Source organism: Sinorhizobium meliloti (assembly GCF_017876815.1).
GTDB lineage: Bacteria > Pseudomonadota > Alphaproteobacteria > Rhizobiales > Rhizobiaceae > Sinorhizobium > Sinorhizobium meliloti.
Map to the genome: position 1 here is coordinate 3,103,811 of NZ_JAGIOS010000001.1, position 19,197 is coordinate 3,123,007.

Annotated in this window: 19 protein-coding genes; 8 read left to right on the plus strand and 11 right to left on the minus strand. The window is 62.3% G+C overall.

Annotated elements, in window-relative coordinates:
* Positions 1-91: 91 nt before the first annotated feature.
* Entirely contained in the window at positions 92-796 is a 705-nt protein-coding gene (locus tag JOH52_RS15040) for an SDR family oxidoreductase (protein ID WP_003535109.1), read from the plus strand.
* Positions 797-936: 140 nt separating this feature from the next.
* Here the strand turns inward: JOH52_RS15040 and JOH52_RS15045 are convergent, their stop codons facing one another.
* The 4 genes from JOH52_RS15045 to JOH52_RS15060 all read right to left on the minus strand — a co-directional run bounded on the left by JOH52_RS15045 (position 937) and on the right by JOH52_RS15060 (position 4,050).
* Positions 937-1,203 carry an usg protein gene (locus JOH52_RS15045; protein WP_003535108.1) on the minus strand — a complete coding sequence of 89 codons (267 nt, stop codon included), beginning with the start codon at positions 1,201-1,203 and terminating at the stop codon, positions 937-939.
* A 171-nt stretch (positions 1,204-1,374) separates the two neighbouring features.
* Positions 1,375-2,205, minus strand: coding sequence for an ABC transporter permease (locus JOH52_RS15050; protein WP_010969531.1), 831 nt, complete (start codon positions 2,203-2,205; stop codon positions 1,375-1,377).
* Positions 2,202-3,005, minus strand: a complete 804-nt coding sequence (locus JOH52_RS15055) for an ABC transporter permease (RefSeq protein ID WP_003535103.1) — start codon at positions 3,003-3,005, stop codon at positions 2,202-2,204. The genes JOH52_RS15050 and JOH52_RS15055 overlap by 4 nt, the downstream gene beginning before the upstream one ends.
* A gap of 262 nt (positions 3,006-3,267) precedes the next feature.
* A complete protein-coding gene (locus JOH52_RS15060; RefSeq protein WP_003535100.1) occupies positions 3,268-4,050 on the minus strand; it encodes an ABC transporter substrate-binding protein in 783 nt (260 codons plus the stop codon).
* Between the two features lie 405 nt (positions 4,051-4,455).
* Here JOH52_RS15060 and JOH52_RS15065 point away from each other — a divergent pair, with 405 nt between their 5' ends.
* The gene (locus tag JOH52_RS15065) at positions 4,456-6,705 is read left to right on the plus strand and encodes an OmpA family protein (protein WP_013844516.1); all 2,250 of its coding nucleotides are present in this window, start codon (positions 4,456-4,458) and stop codon (positions 6,703-6,705) included.
* Positions 6,706-6,819: 114 nt separating this feature from the next.
* Here JOH52_RS15065 and mobB read toward each other — a convergent pair whose 3' ends face one another.
* The 4 genes from mobB to moaA all read right to left on the minus strand — a co-directional run bounded on the left by mobB (position 6,820) and on the right by moaA (position 10,217).
* Entirely contained in the window at positions 6,820-7,344 is a 525-nt protein-coding gene (gene mobB, locus JOH52_RS15070) for a molybdopterin-guanine dinucleotide biosynthesis protein B (RefSeq protein ID WP_010969528.1), read from the minus strand.
* On the minus strand, positions 7,341-7,997 hold the full coding sequence (gene mobA, locus JOH52_RS15075) for a molybdenum cofactor guanylyltransferase MobA (protein ID WP_010969527.1): 657 nt from the start codon (positions 7,995-7,997) through the stop codon (positions 7,341-7,343). Before mobA ends, mobB begins: the two co-directional genes overlap by 4 nt.
* Positions 7,998-8,012: 15 nt before the next feature.
* Positions 8,013-8,921, minus strand: a complete 909-nt coding sequence (locus JOH52_RS15080; protein WP_003535093.1) for a DMT family transporter — start codon at positions 8,919-8,921, stop codon at positions 8,013-8,015.
* 246 nt (positions 8,922-9,167) lie between these two features.
* Positions 9,168-10,217, minus strand: coding sequence for a GTP 3',8-cyclase MoaA (gene moaA / locus JOH52_RS15085; protein ID WP_010969526.1), 1,050 nt, complete (start codon positions 10,215-10,217; stop codon positions 9,168-9,170).
* A gap of 159 nt (positions 10,218-10,376) precedes the next feature.
* On the opposite strand from moaA, the gene JOH52_RS15090 reads away from it, so the two are divergent.
* Entirely contained in the window at positions 10,377-10,751 is a 375-nt protein-coding gene (locus tag JOH52_RS15090; protein ID WP_013844515.1) for a gamma-butyrobetaine hydroxylase family protein, read from the plus strand.
* A gap of 42 nt (positions 10,752-10,793) precedes the next feature.
* Here the strand turns inward: JOH52_RS15090 and JOH52_RS15095 are convergent, their stop codons facing one another.
* Positions 10,794-11,285 carry a MarR family winged helix-turn-helix transcriptional regulator gene (locus JOH52_RS15095; RefSeq protein WP_010969524.1) on the minus strand — a complete coding sequence of 164 codons (492 nt, stop codon included), beginning with the start codon at positions 11,283-11,285 and terminating at the stop codon, positions 10,794-10,796.
* 44 nt (positions 11,286-11,329) lie between these two features.
* On the opposite strand from JOH52_RS15095, the gene JOH52_RS15100 reads away from it, so the two are divergent.
* Positions 11,330-12,247 carry an alpha/beta fold hydrolase gene (locus JOH52_RS15100; RefSeq protein ID WP_013844514.1) on the plus strand — a complete coding sequence of 306 codons (918 nt, stop codon included), beginning with the start codon at positions 11,330-11,332 and terminating at the stop codon, positions 12,245-12,247.
* A gap of 96 nt (positions 12,248-12,343) precedes the next feature.
* Positions 12,344-12,952, plus strand: coding sequence for a pyridoxamine 5'-phosphate oxidase family protein (locus tag JOH52_RS15105; RefSeq protein WP_003535083.1), 609 nt, complete (start codon positions 12,344-12,346; stop codon positions 12,950-12,952).
* 46 nt (positions 12,953-12,998) lie between these two features.
* Here the strand turns inward: JOH52_RS15105 and fumC are convergent, their stop codons facing one another.
* Positions 12,999-14,492 (minus strand): class II fumarate hydratase, encoded by a 1,494-nt coding sequence (gene fumC / locus JOH52_RS15110; RefSeq protein ID WP_013844513.1) that lies wholly within the window; start codon positions 14,490-14,492, stop codon positions 12,999-13,001.
* A gap of 395 nt (positions 14,493-14,887) precedes the next feature.
* Here fumC and JOH52_RS15115 point away from each other — a divergent pair, with 395 nt between their 5' ends.
* Positions 14,888-16,783 (plus strand): L,D-transpeptidase family protein, encoded by a 1,896-nt coding sequence (locus JOH52_RS15115; protein ID WP_010969521.1) that lies wholly within the window; start codon positions 14,888-14,890, stop codon positions 16,781-16,783.
* A 32-nt stretch (positions 16,784-16,815) separates the two neighbouring features.
* Here the strand turns inward: JOH52_RS15115 and JOH52_RS15120 are convergent, their stop codons facing one another.
* Entirely contained in the window at positions 16,816-17,499 is a 684-nt protein-coding gene (locus tag JOH52_RS15120) for an HAD family hydrolase (RefSeq protein ID WP_010969520.1), read from the minus strand.
* A gap of 219 nt (positions 17,500-17,718) precedes the next feature.
* Here JOH52_RS15120 and rpiA point away from each other — a divergent pair, with 219 nt between their 5' ends.
* On the plus strand, positions 17,719-18,414 hold the full coding sequence (rpiA, locus tag JOH52_RS15125; protein ID WP_003535076.1) for a ribose-5-phosphate isomerase RpiA: 696 nt from the start codon (positions 17,719-17,721) through the stop codon (positions 18,412-18,414).
* A 111-nt stretch (positions 18,415-18,525) separates the two neighbouring features.
* Complete coding sequence (locus JOH52_RS15130) at positions 18,526-19,068, plus strand: DUF2059 domain-containing protein (protein WP_003535074.1); 543 nt, start codon at positions 18,526-18,528, stop codon at positions 19,066-19,068.
* The last annotated feature ends 129 nt before the right edge of the window (positions 19,069-19,197 follow it).

Here is a 19,197-nt window from a genome sequence, read left to right on the forward strand (position 1 = left end):
GCTGATGCCGCCTTCAGAAATTCTCATTTGATGCCGGCGCGCAGGCCTGCTTCAACTGCGCTTCTCTCGGTCATGCCAAAAGGAGCACAAGATGAGCGAACAGAAGGTGGCGATCGTCACGGCCGGCGGTTCCGGCATGGGGGCCGGGGCGGCACGGCGGATGGCGGCAGAGGGCTACAGGGTTGCAATCCTTTCTTCGTCCGGCAAGGGCGAGGCGCTCGCAAAGGAACTCGGCGGTATCGGCGTCACCGGATCGAATCAGTCGAACGACGATCTGAAGCGGCTCGTCGATACGGCCTATGACGCCTGGGGGCGCGTGGACGCGCTGATCAATTCGGCAGGCCATGGCCCGCGGGCTCCGGTGCTCGAACTCACCGACGAGGAATGGCACCGGGGGATGGATGTCTATTTCCTCAATGTCGTGCGGCCGACCCGGCTGGTGACGCCGATCATGGTGGAGCAGAAATCCGGCAGCATCGTCAATATTTCCACCTACGCTGCCTTTGAACCCGACCCATTGTTTCCAACGTCGGGGGTCTTCCGTTCCGGGCTTGCGGCTTTCACCAAACTCTTTGCCGACCGGTATGCCGCCGACAATATCCGCATGAACAATGTTCTGCCCGGCTTTATCGACAGTCTGCCTGAAACGGAGGAACGCCGTCGGCGGATTCCGATGGGACGCTACGGCGCATCGGAGGAGGTGGCCGAGTTGATCGCGCTGCTCGCAAGCGACCGCGGAGGCTATATCACCGGCCAGAACATCCGTATCGACGGCGGCATCACCCGATCCGTCTGACCCATCCGACAACGACGTGCACCGGAACCTGGAGCAGGATGAGGAAAAATGTGTGCGGTTTTCCGCCTGCATCCCGCGCCAATTTCTTGAATCGATCACGTTCATGTTTTTAGGTCGACCCGACCTGAAAACATCGTGATCTAGTGGACGATAAACTCTCCCTTGAGAGCCCGCCATTCGGACGCCGAGATCAACTTCCGGTGCACATAGCGTACCGAATGCAGCGGGCCGTCCAGCTTCTCCTGCCAGAATTTGAGGAAGCTGTGCATTTCCGGAAAGTCCGGCGCGATGTCGTAGTGTTGCCAGATGTATGTCTGCAGGAAAGCCGGGTGGTCGGGCATCCGATAAAGTATCTGAGCCGTCGTCAGCCCGTAACCCTTGAGCTGCAGTTCCATGTCGTTCGTCATGCGGACCTCACTTTTCACAAAGGTTGGTCTCTATGATGGAGCGCTTGATTGCTTAATCAAGCCTTAATGTAGGTGAATAAAGCGAGAAATCTCTTACAAAAACAACCGCTTGGCAGCACATGACGGCGAGTGCTGCCAAGCTACGGGAATACGGCCTGCGGCCAAACGCGTTTAGCGCTTCAGATGGCGGGTCAGGCGGGCTTCCAGCCAGCCCCAGATGTTGCGCAGCAATTCCACCATCAGCAGATAGAGGATCGCCGCCCAGATATACATCTGGTAGTCGAAGGTCCGGGAGAAAGCGCGCCGCGTCTCACCCATGAGATCGAAGACCGTGACGATCGCCACGATTGCCGAGCCCTTGATCATCAGGATGATTTCGTTGCCGTAGGGGCGCAGCGCTACGATCATCGCCTGGGGCAGAATGACCTTGAAGAAGGCTACGCGTTCCGGCAGGCCGAGCGCGGCGGCCCCCTCGCGCTGGCCGCGCGGCACGCTTTCGATGGCGCCGCGCAGGATTTCCGCCTGATAGGCGGCGGTGTTCAGAGTGAAGGTGAAGAGCGCGCAGTTCCAGGCATCGCGGAAGAACCACCACAGTCCAACGGTTTCGAGCTGCGGACGGAAGCTGCCGAGCCCGTAATAGATGAGGAAGAGCTGGGTGATGAGCGGCGTGCCGCGGAAGAAATAGACATAGGCATAGGCGAGCCAGCCCCAGAGCCTGTTCTTCGACATGCGCCCGAGCGCCACGGGCAGCGAAAGGACGGCGCCCATGAGAATCGACGAGATGACGAGTGTCAGCGTTACTCCGAGGCCGGAGAGGAAACTCGGTCCGTAGCGGGAGAATTTTTCCGGGTCCCAGCCATTGACGACCGTCAGGAAGATGCCGACGCCGAGCGCCAGCCAGATGCCGAGCGCCACACTGCCGAAAAAGCGCGAGAAGGTGTAGGGCTTCGGCGGGGAGGGCGGCGGCGCCTGCGGCGGGATCATGGTCTCGGCAATGCTCATCGGCCCGCCTCCGCGCGTTTGGTCGAGCGCTCGAGCGCCGAGAATACGACGGAGGAAATCATCGCCAGGACGAGGAAGAGAACGCAGGCGATGCCGAAGAACTCGAAGGCATGCTTGGTGACGCGCGCCGCGATCCCGGTTTGCCGGAGAATGTCCGGAAGGCCGATGACCGAGACAAGGGCGGTATCCTTGAGCAGCGCCATCCAGAGATTGCCGAGGCCGGGCAGCGCGATTCGGATGAGCTGCGGCAGGATGATGAGGCGCATCGTCTTGCCCCGGTGCAGCCCGAGCGCGTCACCGGCTTCGTACTGCCCGTGAGGAATGGCCTTGAAGGCCGAAAGCAGCACCTCGGAGCAATAGGCCGAAAACACCACTCCGAGTGCGATCATTCCCGCTACGAAGGCATTGATCTCGACCGCTCCCTCATAGCCGACCGTCGCGAGGAACTGTTGAACCAGGATCTGCAGGCCGTAATAGACGATGAAAAGCGTGAGGAGTTCCGGCAGGCCCCGAAAAATCGTCGTATAGATGTTGCCCGCCAGTCGCAGGGATTTTTCCTCAGATTGCTTGGCGAGCGCGACGAAGAAGCCGATGACCAAGCCCACCGGAAGCGTTGCGACCGCGAGACTGGCGGTGACCAGGAAGCCATAGGCGATTTCATCGCCCCAACCCGCGTCTCCGCATGCAAGTAGCGTTCCCGAGCCGAACCAGCGAAAGATCCCCGCGGGACCGCATAGCGGATCGATGATCGCACCGATCCAGGCGAGACCGGCGGAAAGGGCGGCAAACAGTCCGCTCATGCCAATAATTCCCCGTACCGTTTTTGGCGTCTACTGCATGTTTGCTGTAATCGTAAATAACCAAACGACAAACCATGCAGCAACTTAAAGGGTTACAGCCGCCTTTGCGCACCTATAGGACGCGAGACGCTGTAGACGCTTATTTTCGAGATTCCTTGTCAAACAAAAACGGCGGAAGGGCAAGCCCGTCCGCCGTTGCATTTTTCTCATCAACCGAGATTTTCCCGGCATTAAAGCCGGATACTCGCAGGAAACGCTGCGATTAGCTGCCGTAGACGTCGAAGGGGAAGTACTTTTCGTTGATTTGCTTGTACTTGCCGTTCGCGCGGATGGCCTCTATCGCCTTGTTGAGCTTTTCGCGCAGCGCATCGTCGCCCTTACGGATTGCGATGCCGGCGCCCTCGCCATTGATGACGGGATCGATGGGCAGGGTGCCGAGCAGCTTGCAGCAGGCGCCGTCTTCGGTCTTCAGCCATTCGGAGAGCACGACGACGTCGTCGATGGCTGCGTCGATGCGGCCGTTTGCGAGGTCGAGCTTGTATTCATCCGCGGTCGGATAGAGCTTCACCTCCGACTCCTTCATATGCGCTTCCGCGTAGTTGGAGTGAGTGGTCGAGCCCTGCGCGCCCAGCGCCTTGCCGGAAAGGGCCGCCGCGGTTGCCTCGGTTATCGGTGAATCCTTCGGCACCACGATTGCCGGTGGCGTGTTGTAGTATTTGTTGGTGAAATCGACCTGCTGCTTACGCTCTTCGGTAATCGACATCGACGCGACGATAGCATCGAACTTCTTGGCGATCAGCGCGGGGATGATGCCGTCCCAATCCTGCGTCACGAAGGTACATTCGGCCTTCATCTCTTCGCAAAGCGCCTTCGCGATGTCGATGTCGAAGCCGGTCAGCGTGCCGTCCGACTCGAGATTGTTGAAGGGCGGGTAGGCGCCTTCGGTACCGATCACGACCTTCTCGCCCTCTGCCATGGCAACGCCGGCCATAAGCACGAAAACGGCAGCCGATGCGGTGGCTGCAAGCCGTCTGGAAATACGCATGATGTCCTCTCTGTTGGCTCGGCATCCGGTTCTTCTTGTTTCGCGGATGCCAATTGGCGCCGGGGCTTCAAGCCGCCGGTTGCGGCGATATTCGTACGGTTTTCCTGCAAAAATCAACTGGAAAGCTTTGCTTCCCACTGTTCGACGCGAATCATGTCCTTCGATCGTCGCAGAAGTTGCGCGCGAAGATGAACGGGCCGTTCAGGACCGGTTAATGTCGGCTTCTATAGGCCTTGCAGCGGAACCGATCCGCGGCTGCAGCGTTGCGGCTACGGCATTTCGGCCGAGGCATAAAAGGCCGGGACCGCGGATCATGGCCCTGTGACGAGGGCGTCATGGTGGGCGAGGCGATTGCAGTCGCGGTTGCACACCAGCGTCAGGACCTCCGAACAAGAGGAAGAAACAATGTCGATACGATCCAGACTTTTCGCAACAGTGGCCTTGCCCGTTCTTTCGGCGTCCCTGATGATCCAGCCGGCCTTCGCTGACAGCCTGACCGCTCCGTTCGAAGTCGCTCAGGAAGGAGAGGGCCAACCGTCGCCCGAGGAGTTGTTGCTGAAGCGGAAGCAGCGCCAGGCCGAGGAGGAATCACAGGGGCAGGCGGAAGAGCAACAGCCGCAGGCCGAGGAGCAGCAAACGCCGCGCAAGAAGCGCCAGCAGCAGGCTGAAGAGCAGCCGGCAGCCGAAGAGAGTGCTCCGCAGCAGGCCGAAGAAGAGGCTCCGCGGCGCAAGAAGCGCCAGCAGCAGGCTGAAGAGCAGCCGGCAGCCGAAGAGAGTGCTCCGCAGCAGGCCGAAGAAGAGGCTCCCCGGCGCAAGAAGCGCCAGCAGCAGGCTGAAGAGCAGCCGGCAGCCGAAGAGAGCGCTCCGCAGCAGGCCGAAGAAGAGGCCCCCCGGCGCAAGAAGCGCCAGCAGCAGGCTGAAGAGCAGCCGGCAGCCGAAGAGAGTGCTCCGCAGCAGGCCGAAGAAGAGGCTCCCCGGCGCAAGAAGCGCCAGCAGCAGGCCGAAGAGCAGCAGCCCGCAGCCGAGGAGGGCGCGCCGCAGCAGGCCGAGGAACAGGAGCCTACGCGCAAGAGACGCCAGCAACAGGCCGAGGAGCAGCAGCCCGCAGCCGAGGAGGGCGCGCCGCAGCAGGCCGAGGAACAGGAGCCTACGCGTAAGAGACGCCAGCAACAGGCCGAGGAGCAGCAGCAGACGGACGAACAGAGAGCCGCCGAGCAGCCGGGTGCCGAACCTGAGGGCGGCACGACCGTTGAGCAGCCCGCTACGGAGGCGCCGGCCGAACAGACGGGCGAGGGCGAGCAGCAGCCGGTGCCTGGCGCGGAACCACCCGCAACTGCAGAACAGCAGGGTGAGCAGCCCGCCGGCCAACCGGCTCCCGAAGTCGTCGATGAGCGCTCGACGGAAGAAAGGCAGAAGATCGCTGAGGATCCCGCAGCCTCGGATGATACCGTCGTGCTTCCCGTCGAGAGGGGCGCAGCCGTCCTCGACAGCGACAAGGACGCCGACATCGCAGGCGGCAACCAGTCGCGCGAGACCCGACGCAAGCAGCGCGAGGAACTGCGTGCCAAGCAGGAGAGCGTAGAAGTACCGACCGACGATGCGTCGGCACAGGCGGCGATCCCGGCCGAAGCCAGGGAAGAAATTCCGCAGAAGATCGAGGCTGTGCTCAGCGAAGAGGGCGAGCGCGTCGAAGAGGCTCCGACCTTTACAGTGCCGCAGACGACCAACATCATCAACAACACCGTCATAAACAACACGGTGAACAACACGACCGTCAATAACACCACCGAGAACAATGTGACGGAGGTGAGGGTTGTCGAAGAGGTCGACGATCGTGTCATCCTCGGCGTCGGCGATCGCATCTTCGTGCGCGGTGACGACCGGCCGCGTCTGCGCAGGAATTCGGAAGAGAGTTTCTACGAGACTCTTCCGCGGGGCCGCGTCCGCGAGACGATCGTCCGCCCCGGCGGCTATCGGATCGTCACCATCTACAACGAGTACGGAGACATCCTGACGCGCACGCGCGTCGATCGCGGCGGCGAGGAATATGTCATGATGTACGCGCCGGAATATGAAGAAGACCGGCCTACTATCGTCGACGTGGGTTACGATCTGCCGCCGATGCGCCTGTCGATACCGGTGGACGAATATATCGTCGACGTCGCCGAGGATCCGGACCGGGATTACTACGAGTTCCTGTCCGAACCCCCGGTCGAGCCGGTCGAACGCGTCTACACCATCGATGAGGTGCGTCACTCCGCCCGCCTGCGCGACAAGGTTCGCCGTATCGATCTCGACACCATCACCTTCGCGACGGGAAGCGCCGAGGTATCGATGTCGCAGGCGAAGACCATGCGCAACGTCGCGGAGGCAATGAACAAGGTCCTTGAGAAGGATCCGGGTGAAACCTTCTTCATCGAGGGTCACACGGATGCCGTTGGCGCCGACCAGTCCAACCTGGTCCTCTCCGACGAGCGTGCCGAGTCCGTCGCAGTGCTCCTGACCGAGGTCTATGGCATCCCGGCCGAAAACCTCGTCACCCAGGGCTATGGAGAGCGGTTCCTCAAGATCCGCACGGATGGGCCGGAGCAGGAGAACCGCCGCGTCACCATTCGCCGCGTGACACCGCTGGTGCGCCCTGTAGCGCAGCGGTAGGGGCAACGAAGCATGCGAACTGACATCGGGGCCGGGAAACCGGCCCCGATTATTTGTGCGTTCTACAGCCCGCCTGTGTGCGCTTGTCTTGGATGGATGCCGTCCACTCGACCGTCAGTCACGCAGTCCCGTGACCTTCTCGACGAAATCGGCGATCGCCTGCGTGTCGTCCAGGTCGAATACGGGGAGCCCGGTGTCCGCGACCGGGTGATCGGCAGCGATGGCCATGATATGCGGATCGCTCGGAGCGAGCGGTTCGCGATGGGCCGATTCCTCGCGGCGCGCCTCGATTTTCGGGACAGGCTCGCGCTTGTAGCCTTCGATCAGTACCAGGTCGCAGGGGCCAAGACGCGACAAGATCTCTTCGAATGTGGGCTCCGGCGCCCCACGCAATTCATGCATGATTGCGAAGCGCGTCGATGAAACGATCGTTACCTCATGCGCGCCGGCCTCGCGGTGGCGGTAGCTGTCGGCGCCGACCTTGTCGATGTCGAAGTCGTGATGCGCGTGCTTGATCGTGGAGACCATATAGCCGCGCCGGGTCATTTCGCTGACAAGACGGACCATCAGGCCGGTCTTCCCGGAATTCTTCCAGCCGGCGATTCCGAAAATCTTCGGTGGGCGCAAGGGGTCGTTCATGGTTCGCGATCCTCCAGATAGGGCAACCAGGCCTCAGCCTGCCGAAGCTCTTCGGGGGTGTTGATGTTGAAGAAAGGGTCCAGCGGTCCGGCCGCCGTCGGGATCAGGGGAAACTCTACCGTTGCCGATTCGTGCCGCGCAATGAAGGCACGGACGCGCCGCTTTTCGTCCGCATGAATCCACGCCTCAAGATCATCGGCGAGCGCGACGGGCCAGAGCGCGAAAAGCGGATGCATCTCACCGGCCGAGAAAGCGACGGCGATTTCACCCCCGGACGTGATGGCGGTCTTCAGCCGGGCGGCAAGGCTCTTGGGAAAGAGGGGCGTGTCGACCGGCACGGTGAGCACATGGCTAGCCCCCGGTGACTTGCGCACAGTATGGCGCATGGCGGCCAGAATGCCGGCCAGCGGGCCGACGAATCCGGGTATCGTGTCCGGCACGACCTCGAGACCAAACGCAGAAGCAGGATCCGGATCGGCATTCAGATTGATGGCGATGCCGGCGACCTGTGGCCGGAGGCGCTCGATCACGCGCGTAAGCATGCTCCTGCCCCCGAGCACCAGTCCTGCCTTCGGGCGCCCCATGCGCGAAGAAAGTCCGCCGGCGAGGATGACTGCCGGAGGGAATGTGGCGTGGGAGGGGGCGCCTGTCATCGAGAACGTCCTCAGCTATTCCAGGGGGCCGCCGAGTGCGCGCTGCGCGACCGCCTGCCGGCCGCGCTTGCTCTCGCGATAGAAAGTATAAAGGCCGGAACCGATGATGATGGCGACGCCCGCCAGCATCCAGCGGTCCGGCGTCTCTGCGAAAAAGACGACCCCGAGGGTGACCGACCAGAGAAGGCTCATGTAGCGGAATGGCGCAATGACGGAGATCTCGCCCTCGCGCATCGCGAGTACGATCGTCTGATAGCCGAGCATCAGAAGCACGCTGGCGCCGGCGATGTGGCTGAGAGACGTCGCAGACATCGGTTGCCAGCCACCGAGCGGGACGATGAGGGCCGCACCGACCAGCGTCGTCACGAGTGAGGTCGTCACGGTGATGTACAGCGACGGCACGTCGGTGCCGATGCGGCGGGTGCAGAGGTCGCGGGTCGCGGTGCAGAAGACGCAAGCGACGACGGTGAGGGCCGCCGCGGTGAAGCCCTCGGGACCAGGACGCAATACGATGAGGACGCCGGCGAAGCCTACGACGATCGCCGCCCACCGCCGCCAGCCGACGGGCTCGCCGAGAAACAGCGCGGCGCCGAGCGTGACCGCCAGCGGAAGTGCCTGCATGATCGCCGAAGCGTTGGCGAGCGGGATCTGGCCGAGCGCGGAGATATAGGTCACCGATGCAAGCGCCTCCATGGCGATGCGCAGCAGTATGGCCGGCCTGAAGATCGTCCGAACCGGCCGGAAGGCGCCGAAGCGGTATGCGACTACGACCACCATCAGCGTCGTCAGCAATCCGCGCATGAACATGATCTGGCCTGTATTCATGGCGCCGGTGACCGATTTTACCAGCGCATCGTTGCAGGCGAACCCGATCATCGCGAGGCACATGAAGACGATGCCGCGGAAATTGGCTGACGAGCGCATTCTCATTCCTGATAGCTTGTGGCCGAACGGCGCGAGCCTTCCCGGCGTGGCGAATCCCTACTGCATGTTCCTTAAATCCTATCCGATAAAGGACAAAAACATCCAGCAGATCAAAGAGCTGAGCGCTTCAAAACCGGTGCGATAGGAGATGTGACATAGAGCCGAGCAATGCCTTGCCGCTTGTCCCTTCGCCCCGCTTGCGGGAAGAAGGTGCCGGCAGGCGGATGAGGGCCAAGACTGTCGCCGTTATCCCCCGGTGACGCTCATGTGGCGGGCGACGGCGGGGCGGTTGTGCTCGCGGTCGATGATGAAGTCGTGGCCCTTCGGCTTGCGGCCGATCGCCTCGTCGATGACCTGCGCGAGATAGGCGTCGTCGTCGGTGGCGCGCAATGCGGCGCGCAGATCGGCGGCGTCGTTCTGGCCGAGGCACATATAGAGCGTGCCGGTGCAGGTCAGCCGGACGCGATTGCAGCTTTCGCAGAAATTGTGCGTGAGCGGCGTGATCAGGCCGAGGCGGCCGCCGGTCTCCGCGACCTCGACGTAGCGCGCCGGGCCGCCGGTGCGGTAGGGGATGTCGCTGAGCGTGAAGTCGGCCTCGAGCCGCCTGCGCATCTCCGAGAGCGGCAGGTAATGGTCGGTCCTGTCCTCGTCCACTTCGCCCATAGGCATGGTCTCGATCAGCGTCAGATCCATGCCGCGGCCATGCGCCCAGCGCATCAGTTCCGGTATCTCGGCGTCGTTGAAGTCCTTGAGGGCGACCGCATTGATCTTCACCTTCAATCCGGCTGCCAACGCCGCATCGATGCCTTCGAGCACCCTTGCCAATTCGCCCCAGCGGGTGATCTGGCGGAACTTGTCGGGGTCGAGCGTGTCGAGCGAGACATTGATCCGCCGCACGCCGCAATCGACGAGTTCGGCGGCAAATTTGGAAAGCTGCGATCCGTTGGTGGTGAGTGTCAGTTCATCCAGCCGTCCCGCTTCGATCTCCTTGCCGAGTTCGCGAATGAGGAACATGATGTTCTTACGCACCAGCGGCTCCCCGCCGGTGAGCCTCAGCTTGCGCACGCCCTTGGCAATGAAGGCGGAACAGAGGCGCTGGAGTTCCTCCAGCGTCAACAGGTCCTTCTTCGGCAGGAAGGCCATGTGTTCCGCCATGCAATAGGTGCAGCGGAAGTCGCAGCGGTCGGTGACCGAGACGCGCAGATAGGTGACCGCGCGGCCGAATGGATCGACCATCGGGGCAGTCGTGGTGTCGAGCGGTCTGGCGTCGGTCTGGTCTATAGCGGCCGTGTTCAAGTCTTTTCTCCCTGCGCATTCAATGTCGTGGTCAAAAAGGGTCGCGTCAAGGCGCATCCTGTCGCAAACTGTTTCAAATATCTGGAAAGCCGTCTGCGGACGATTTCCGACCGTTCAATTCTGCTTTACTTGAACGGGGACGAACACGGAGCAATGACGATGAGCGTATTCTGGCCCACCGAACTGCGGATATCTAGGGATCGCCACCGCCTGTCCGTTACCTTCGACGACGGCGCGGCCTTCGACCTTTCCGCGGAACTCCTGCGGGTCCTCTCGCCCTCGGCAGAGGTGCAAGGACACGGCCCCGGCCAGCGGGTGACGGTCCCGGGCAAGCGCAACGTCCAAATCATCTCGGTCCAGCCGACGGGAAATTACGCGGTGCGAATCGGTTTCGACGATTCGCACGACACCGGCATCTACACCTGGACCTATCTGCGAGAGCTCGGCGAGAAAGGCGAAGAGCTCTTCAAGGCCTATGAGCAGGAACTCGCCGACAAGGGTATGTCGCGCGACAAACCCGAAAAGCCGCGCTGACGTCTGGCAGCGTCCGGTAGCCGCCGACCGGGGAAGCCTCGTTCAGCCTCCCGCCGCCAACTCATCGTCCTTGAGCAAGGTGGCGATGATCCGCTCCATCGACTCGGCGACCTTGACGCAGTCCTCGATCGGCTCCCCGCCGTGCGAACTCTCGATGAGCGCCGTCTGAATTTCCATTGCCTCCTCGGTCAAGGCCCTTCCTGCTGAGGTCAGCGACAGACGCAACACGCGTTTGTCTCTTGCGTCGCCCCGCCTTTCGATGAGGCCGCGCCTTTCGAGCTGCGGCAGCAGCATGCTCATGTTTGAGCGGCCGACGAGCAGCTTGCGTGCAAGCTCCTGCTGGGTGATGCCGTCGAAGCGGTAGAGATTGACCAGGATGTCCAGGTGCGGCGGCTTCACATCGAGATGGGTCAGCCGCCGCGTCAATGTCTGCTGCATCAGCTGACAGGCGCGGGCAACGGCGATCCAACTTCGAAAACGAGGATGATCCCAGGGAAAGTGGTGGCTTTCGATCTGTGCTTGCTTTTTGTTCATCGTTGTACAATTATGTTCATGGTTGAACATTAGAAAGCGCCACTATGCCATCCTTTGCGATCAAGGTCATCCGTCTATCGCTGAAGGCCGTTTCCGCGTTTTCGGCCGACAAGGCGGGCAAGTCCGCATTCTGGATATTCTGCCGCACCCCGAGCCGGAAGCCAAAAAACGGCAAGGAGGCGGCGCTGCTCAAAGCGGCAGTCCCGATCATGCAACGATCGCGGAAGGTCACGTTGTCCTTTGCGGGCGGCTGGGCTGCCGCTCGGCATTTCGAACGGCGGATGGGCGGCCGCGGGCCGCGGGTACTGGTCGCGCACGGCTGGGGATCTCGCAGCGACTATCTGGCAACGCTGATCGACGGGCTGCTCTCCTCAGGCGCTGAGGTGGTGGCGCTCGACTTGCCGGGACATGGAGCGTCGCCCGGGCGGACGCTGACCATGCCGCAAGCGGTGAGGGCGATCGATGCGGCGTGGCGCCATTTCGACGGATTCGATGTCGGTATAGGCCATTCCTTCGGCGGCGCGAGCCTTGCTTGCGCGGCCGGGGCAGTGCTCTGCGATGTACCGGCGCGCGTTCCCGGGAAACTGGTCCTGATCGGTGCGCCAAGCGAAATGACATGGCTCTTCAGGGGCTTCGGCCGGACGTTGGGGCTCGCGCCGAAGGCGCAGGCAGCTTTCGAGGGCATGGTGGAGCGGCTCTCCGGGCGTCGCATTGAGGGTTTCGATGCCACCCGCATCCTGGCGGCACTCCGCAAGCCGGTTCTGGTCATCCATGCCGAGGACGACAAGGAGGTCCCTGCCGATCACGCGCGCCGCTACGGCGCGGTCGGACCAAATGTAGAATTGCACTGGGCGAACGGTCTCGGGCATCGCCGCATCGTTTCCGCCGCTCCGGTCATCGAGAGGATCACGGAATTCCTCTGGGAGCGCAGGAAAGAGGCTCCCATGTCAAAAATCGCCTGATGGCGTCATCAGGCCGTCATGCTATTCCTCGAAACGGGCGCGCAGAGATCGCGATTTTCGGCGTGGCAGCCGCAGCACCGTTGCAGGAGGGATGAGATGACGATTATCGGAACGGTCGAGGAGTTGCAGGCGCTCTATGGCGGAACGAGCGAGGCATCGATCGTCAAGGTAACCAGTGCACTGACGGCCGAATACAGGGAAATGATCGAAGCCTCGCCCTTCGCAGCGCTCGCCACCGTTGGTCCTGAGGGACTCGACTGTTCGCCGCGGGGCGACGATCAATGCGTCGTCCGCATCGCGGACGACAAGACCGTGCTGATGCCCGACTGGCGCGGTAACAACCGGGTGGACTCGCTTGCCAATATCGTGCGCGATCCGAGAGTGGCGCTGCTCTTCCTCGTGCCCGGATCGAATACGACCATCCGCATCAACGGCACCGCCGTCGTCAGCGTCGACCCTGCCTTGACCGGTTCCTTCGAGGTCGATGGGAAGCATCCGCGCAGCGTCATCGTGGTCACGATCGGCGAGGTCTATTTCCAATGCGCCCGGGCCCTGATCCGTTCGCAGCTCTGGAATGCGGAGCGCTTCGCCGATGCGGCCTCGCTGCCGACGCCCGGCGCGTTGCTGAAAGCTGCCAAGGCCGATTTCGACAAGGAAAGCTACGACCGGGAATGGCCCGGCCGCGCCGCGAAGACGATGTGGTAGGCGGCCGCGGCGGCACCATGTCGAGCCGCGGCCGCATGAAGTGCGATCAGGCCGGGCCGATCATGGTTTCGGGGCGGACGACGGCGTCGAACTCCTCGTCCGTGACGTAACCGCCGCCGACGGCCTCCTCGCGAAGCGTGGTACCGTTCTTGTGGGCGGTCTTGGCGATCTTGGCCGCGTTGTCGTAGCCGATCTTCGGCGCAAGCGCAGTCACCAGCATGAGCGAACGGTCGAGCGCCGCCTTGATGTTGTCCTCCCGCGCCTCGATCCCGACGACGCAATTGTCGGTGAAGGAGATAGCCGCATCGGCGAGCAGTTGCACCGACTGCAGGAAGTTGTACGCCATCAGCGGATTGTAGACGTTGAGCTCGAAGTGGCCCTGGCTGCCGGCAAAGGTCAGCGCCGCATGATTGCCGAAGACCTGGACGCAGACCTGGGTGAGCGCCTCGCACTGAGTCGGGTTGACCTTGCCCGGCATGATGGACGAGCCCGGCTCGTTTTCCGGCAGTGAAAGCTCGCCGAGGCCGGAGCGGGGGCCGGAGCCGAGGAAGCGGATGTCGTTGGCGATCTTGAAGAGCGCGGCGGCGGTGGCGTTGATTGCCCCGTGGCTGAAGACCATCGAGTCGTGGGCGGCCAGCGCTTCGAACTTGTTCGGCGCGGAAGTGAAGCCGATGCCGGTGATGGCAGCGATTTCCTCGGCGACCTTCTCGGCAAATCCGACCGGCGCATTGAGCCCGGTGCCGACCGCGGTCCCCCCCTGGGCGAGCTCGCAAAGGCCGGGGAGCGTCATCTCGATCCGTTTGATCGAGGAGGCGACCTGCGCCGCATAGCCGGAAAACTCCTGCCCCAGCGTCAGGGGCGTTGCGTCCTGCGTGTGGGTGCGGCCGATCTTGATGATGTGATCGAAAGCCTTCACCTTCTCTTCGAGCGCCTTGTGCAGGTGCTTGAGCGCCGGCAGCAGATCGTGGATCACGCGCTCCGCACAGGCGATGTGCATGGCCGTGGGATAGGTGTCGTTCGACGACTGGCTCATATTGACGTGATCGTTCGGGTGAACCGGCTTCTTCGAACCCATGACGCCGCCGAGCAGCTCGATCGCACGGTTGGAAACGACCTCGTTCGCATTCATGTTCGACTGGGTTCCGGAGCCCGTCTGCCACACGACGAGAGGGAAGTGCTCGTCAAGCTTGCCGTCGATCACCTCCTGTGCGGCCTTGACGATGGCGTCGCCGATCGCCGGGTCGAGGCGGCCGAGCGCCATGTTGGCGCGGGCAGCCGCCTGTTTGACGATGCCGAGTGCGCGCACGATTGCCAGAGGCTGCTTTTCCCAGCCGATTTTGAAATTGCCCAGCGATCGCTGCGCCTGGGCGCCCCAATAGCGGTCGCTCGCCACTTCGATGGGGCCGAACGTATCTGTTTCCGTGCGGGTCGATGTCATCGTGATACCTGCTTTCGTCATGCGGTTCATGAAGCCGAGGCGGGGACCGGGTCCAAGGCCGATCTTACTCCCCGCTGCCGGGCATTTCTCTGCCTTGGCCATGCTGCCTTGTAAAGGGGCCGCGGGGGCTCGGAACACCTACAATCGTTTGAATTGCCGCCGAGCGGCAAGCTCCGACCGGGCATCGCCGACATGGGTTTCCGGCCGGCAGCGATGTGTCCTTTCCGTCACATCCGCAATCTTCCGTTGCGCGTCTTCCTTGTGTCGCAGGGAACATCGGCATCGCGCCCGGCCGGGCAAAGTAGATGCAAATCAGATTTTTAGGCGAAGGGGCATGGCTGAAAACGGATCGCGGCGAGACGCGGGGCGCGGATTCGGGAGGCTTCGTTTCCTTTTCATTCACCATCCTTTTCTATAACTCTCGGAGCACGAGGGCGTGGCGAGAATCTGGCGGCGGCTGCATTCGGCGGCGACGCAATACGGGGACGTTTGTATCTATGAGAATCATCAAGTCGGCAGCGATTGTCACGCTCATGAGTGGCTGTGTGGTTGCAACCATGGATGTGCAGCCGGCGTCTGCAATCACCTTCATGGACTTCATCCGCGGAGGCAAGAAGCGCGACGTGCAGGAGCAGGTGCAGCCTCGGCGGCAGCTTCCGGGCGTGGACATGTTCGCGCCGCAGCGGCTTGATCAGAAGGCGGCGAAGCCACCGCGCATCACCGGCCCGCGCTATTATACCTACAAGGCGGAGCCGCTGCGCCGGATCGCGACGGATCGTCTGGTCGATCCCGTCGTCACCGGCTCGGTGCTGAACGGGGCCCTGCCGCCCATGCTGCGCTCGCCGCTTGCCGACGCGCGCCAGTTTCTTCCGGAAGTCGATGTGCGCGCCCCCGCCGAGGTCGCAAAAGCCGTCGAGAATTTCTACGGCACGCGGACGGATTTCCTGTGGATCGAGGGGACGGGCGTCAGCGGCCGTGCCAAGGCGGCGCTTGGCGTCTTGTCCGACGCTGCGAAGGTCGGTCTCGACCCGCTCGACTACGCCGTCATCGTTCCTCCGGAAGATTTCGACCGCGGCGACATGATCGCCCGCGAGAAGGATCTGGTGCGTTTCGAAATCGCGATGTCCGCGGCCGTGCTCACCTATGTCCAGGATACCGTGCGCGGCCGTATCGATCCGAACAGGATCTCCGGCTATCACGACTTCAAGCGGAAAAACGTCGATCTTCTCGGCTTTCTGGAGAAGATCGAGACAAGCAGTGATGTCGCGGCGCTTGTCGAAAGTCAGAATCCGAAAAGCGCACAATTTACCGCATTGAGGCAGGAACTCGAGCGGCTTCGGACGCAGGTGGAAGCCGCGCCGCGGGTGGAGATCGCACCGGGGACGTTGTTGAAGCCCGGCGAAAGCAATCCGGAACTCGCGAATGTTATCGCCGGAATCAAGTTGAAAGCCTCGGAAGCGTTGAAGACGGAGCATGCGGTCGTGCTCGCGGCCTATGAGGGGACGCCGGACTACACGCCCGAGCTGGTGCCGCTCGTCGAGGCCTTCCAGAAGGAATATGGCCTGAAGGCGGATGGCATTGTCGGGCAGGCGTCGATACGCGCCCTCACCGGCGGCGATACGACCCAAGGAAAGATAGACAAGGTCGAAATCGCGATGGAGCAGGCGCGCTGGTTGCCGGATGGGCTTGGCGACCGCTATGTCTTCATCAACCAGCCGGCCTTCACCGCGTCCTATACGGAACAGGGCACGGAGCAGTTCTCCATGCGCGTGGTCGTCGGTTCCAAGGCCAACCAGACATATTTCTTCCAGGACGAAATCCAGACGGTCGAAGTAAATCCCTATTGGGGCGTGCCGCAGTCGATCATCGTCAACGAAATGCTGCCGAAGCTTAGAAACGACCCGGGTTACCTGGACCGCATGGGTTATCAGGTGGAAGTCGGCGGCCGCGTCGTTCCTTCCACCGCGGTGAACTGGTACGGATCGACGAACTCGATCGCCGTGCGCCAGCCGCCGAGCAGCGACAATGCGCTCGGCGAACTCAAGATACTCTTCCCCAACGCGCACGCGATCTATATGCACGACACGCCGTCGAAGAGCTTCTTCAAGCGCGACCAGCGGGCGCTAAGCCATGGCTGCGTGCGTCTTGCCGATCCCCGGCGCATGGCGGCGGCGGTTCTGGGCGTAAGTGTCGACGAGGTCGGCATGGAAATATCGGGCGGCCGCAACAAGGCGCTGCCGGTATCCGCCAAGGTCCCGGTCTATGTTTCCTACTTTACCGCCTGGCCGAACAAGGACGGAACCGTCGAGTATTTCGACGACGTCTACGAACGCGATATGTATATGAATCGCGCTTTCGAGGCCACGCGCAAGGCGCGGAGTCTGGAAGGATGAGGAGGTGGGCCGCGTTACACGAGCGGCCCCTTTCACTTCGGCTTGCGGGAGAGCACAGTCTCGACCAGATCCGGTGTCAATTCGTCGAAGTGCCCGATGATACGATCGGGCAGCAGGCTTTCGATCGGCACGTCCGAATAGCCGAAGGGCACGACGATCGACGGAACAGAGGCATTTCGGGCGACGAGAACGTCGTTGAGACTGTCGCCGACCATGACCGCCCGTTCGGCCATCCCCCCGGCATTCGAGACCGTCGACAGCAGGTGGTCGGCATGGGGTTTGCGGACGGTGAAGGTATCGCCACCGGAGATCGCCGCAAAGCGGCCAAGTAGTCCCAACCCTTCCAAAAGACGCTTTGCCAGCATTTCCGGCTTGTTGGTGCAGACTGCGAGTTTCAGCCCCGCATCCTGCAGGCGGTCGAGCGCTTCGATCAGCCCCGGATAGGGAAGGGATTCACCCGGCATCGATCCGTGATAAAAATCGACGAACTCTTTCATCTGCCAGGTCAGTTCTTCTTCGGCGATCGTTCTGCCGCGAAGCGCGAAAGTCCTCTCGATCATGGCCCGTGCGCCGTGGCCGACCAGATGCGTGAGATCCGCGTAGGTCACCGGCTCGATACCGGCTTGCGTCACCGCATGGTTCAAGCTGGCGACAAGATCGGGCGCTGTGTCGACGAGCGTACCGTCGAGATCGAAGACGACTAGGGGCAGGGACACCGGCAACCTCGTTCTGCAAAACCTTGTCCGTCCGGGTAGGCGAAGTCGGCGCGGAATGCAATGGCGACCTAGGTCGTAGCGCTGCCCGAATCCGGTTCCGGCCGTGCATTTTGACTTTTGTTTGCCGCGGCGGGCGTGTAAGTGTCTCAGCGGAATTGGAGGGTGGCGGCCGAGGGCGACGCCCCCGCCTGACGTGGATCGAGAGGGAGCGAGTGGCGCATGGACGCCCGCCAGATGAAGATCAAGGCCGCCGAAGCGGCACTTGAACATGTCGAAAGCGGCATGCGGCTTGGAATAGGCACAGGCTCGACGGCTGAAGAATTCGTCCGATTGCTGGCCGAGAAAGTGGCATCCGGCTTTCAGATCTCCGGCGTTCCGACGTCCGAGCGGACTGCGCGCCTCTGCCTCGAGCTCGGTGTGCCTCTAAAGTCGCTCGACGAACTGCCGGAACTGGACCTGACGATTGACGGGGCCGACGAGGTCGACGGAAAGCTGCGCCTGATCAAGGGCGGCGGCGGTGCGTTGCTGCGCGAGAAGATCGTTGCGAGCGCCTCGACGCGGATGATCGTCATTGCCGACGAATCGAAGGTCGTGGACGTGCTGGGCGCTTTCAAGCTGCCGATCGAGATCAATCCTTTCGGCCAGGTCGCCACGAGGCTCGCGATCGAGAAGACCGCCTCGCGGCTGGGTCTGGCAGGGGAAATCGTCGTACGATCCTCCGGCGATGGAGTCTTCATGACCGATGGCGGACACCTCATTCTCGATGCATCTTTTGGCCGTATTCCTGATGCAGATGCGCTCGCGGTGGAGCTGAACGCCATCCCGGGGGTCGTTGAGCACGGGCTTTTCATAGATGTGGCGTCGATGGCGATCATTGCCGGTCCTGAGGGAGCGCGCACGCTTACGGCGTCTTGAGCCGCTTCGGCTGAGTGGCGCGGGGCGTATCGAGAGACAGATTTTGCACAGGTCAGCCAGGCGGCGGCTATCGGCCGGGCGGCACGTGCCAACACAGGAGCATGGATAAATATGAACAAATTCGCAGGTCTTGCCCGCACTTTCGCTACTGCTGCGATCCTCGTTTCGGTTTCGGTTCCGGCGGTACGGGCACAGGACGTGACGGAAGATCAGATCAAGGCTGCGCGTGCGACGATCGCGGCGCTCGGCGTGACCAACAGCTTCGACAACATTCTGCCGAACCTCGCCGAACGCCTGAAGAACACGCTCATTCAGGCGTCGCCGAACCATCAGGAACTGATCACCGCGACCGTGGACGAGAAGGCGCTCAGCCTCGCCGGGCGGCGTTCGGATCTGGAGCGCGAAGCCGCGACCATCTACGCGAAGACCTTTACCGTCGAAGAGCTGAACGCCATCGCCGACTTCTACAACTCGACCGCGGGCAAGAAGCTTTTGAACGACGGCCCGATCGCCTCGCGTGAGATGCTGAAGGCTGCCGACATCTGGGCGGCAGGCGTTTCGCGCGACCTGACCAGCGAAGCGACGAAGTCGCTCGATGAGAAGATAGGCAATGCGCCGGCGGCAAATGCAGGCGCTGCGGCGCCCGCCCAATAAGCCCTCGGGCGAACCGGCGGTCTGGCCACCCGAAGCTGACCGCACGAGGTCGGCCGCAAGACAGGAGCCCGGAGTGATCCGGGCTTTTCTTTTTTTGCGTCGCAATACTATATCAGGGGCGAAAGGCGA

Excerpts from the sequence above, each read along its gene's own strand:
- JOH52_RS15115 (WP_010969521.1), top strand. The coding sequence starts at position 14,888 with ATGAGAATCATCAAGTCGGCAGCGATTGTCACGCTCATGAGTGGCTGT.
- JOH52_RS15065 (WP_013844516.1), top strand. The coding sequence starts at position 4,456 with ATGTCGATACGATCCAGACTTTTCGCAACAGTGGCCTTGCCCGTTCTT.
- JOH52_RS15045 (WP_003535108.1), bottom strand. The coding sequence starts at position 1,203 with ATGACGAACGACATGGAACTGCAGCTCAAGGGTTACGGGCTGACGACG.
- JOH52_RS15055 (WP_003535103.1), bottom strand. The coding sequence starts at position 3,005 with ATGAGCGGACTGTTTGCCGCCCTTTCCGCCGGTCTCGCCTGGATCGGT.
- JOH52_RS15050 (WP_010969531.1), bottom strand. The coding sequence starts at position 2,205 with ATGAGCATTGCCGAGACCATGATCCCGCCGCAGGCGCCGCCGCCCTCC.
- mobB (WP_010969528.1), bottom strand. The coding sequence starts at position 7,344 with ATGAACGACCCCTTGCGCCCACCGAAGATTTTCGGAATCGCCGGCTGG.
- JOH52_RS15100 (WP_013844514.1), top strand. The coding sequence starts at position 11,330 with ATGCCATCCTTTGCGATCAAGGTCATCCGTCTATCGCTGAAGGCCGTT.
- JOH52_RS15130 (WP_003535074.1), top strand. The coding sequence starts at position 18,526 with ATGAACAAATTCGCAGGTCTTGCCCGCACTTTCGCTACTGCTGCGATC.
- mobA (WP_010969527.1), bottom strand. The coding sequence starts at position 7,997 with ATGACAGGCGCCCCCTCCCACGCCACATTCCCTCCGGCAGTCATCCTC.
- JOH52_RS15105 (WP_003535083.1), top strand. The coding sequence starts at position 12,344 with ATGACGATTATCGGAACGGTCGAGGAGTTGCAGGCGCTCTATGGCGGA.
- JOH52_RS15080 (WP_003535093.1), bottom strand. The coding sequence starts at position 8,921 with ATGCGCTCGTCAGCCAATTTCCGCGGCATCGTCTTCATGTGCCTCGCG.
- JOH52_RS15095 (WP_010969524.1), bottom strand. The coding sequence starts at position 11,285 with ATGAACAAAAAGCAAGCACAGATCGAAAGCCACCACTTTCCCTGGGAT.
- JOH52_RS15090 (WP_013844515.1), top strand. The coding sequence starts at position 10,377 with ATGAGCGTATTCTGGCCCACCGAACTGCGGATATCTAGGGATCGCCAC.
- rpiA (WP_003535076.1), top strand. The coding sequence starts at position 17,719 with ATGGACGCCCGCCAGATGAAGATCAAGGCCGCCGAAGCGGCACTTGAA.
- fumC (WP_013844513.1), bottom strand. The coding sequence starts at position 14,492 with ATGGCCAAGGCAGAGAAATGCCCGGCAGCGGGGAGTAAGATCGGCCTT.
- JOH52_RS15060 (WP_003535100.1), bottom strand. The coding sequence starts at position 4,050 with ATGCGTATTTCCAGACGGCTTGCAGCCACCGCATCGGCTGCCGTTTTC.
- JOH52_RS15040 (WP_003535109.1), top strand. The coding sequence starts at position 92 with ATGAGCGAACAGAAGGTGGCGATCGTCACGGCCGGCGGTTCCGGCATG.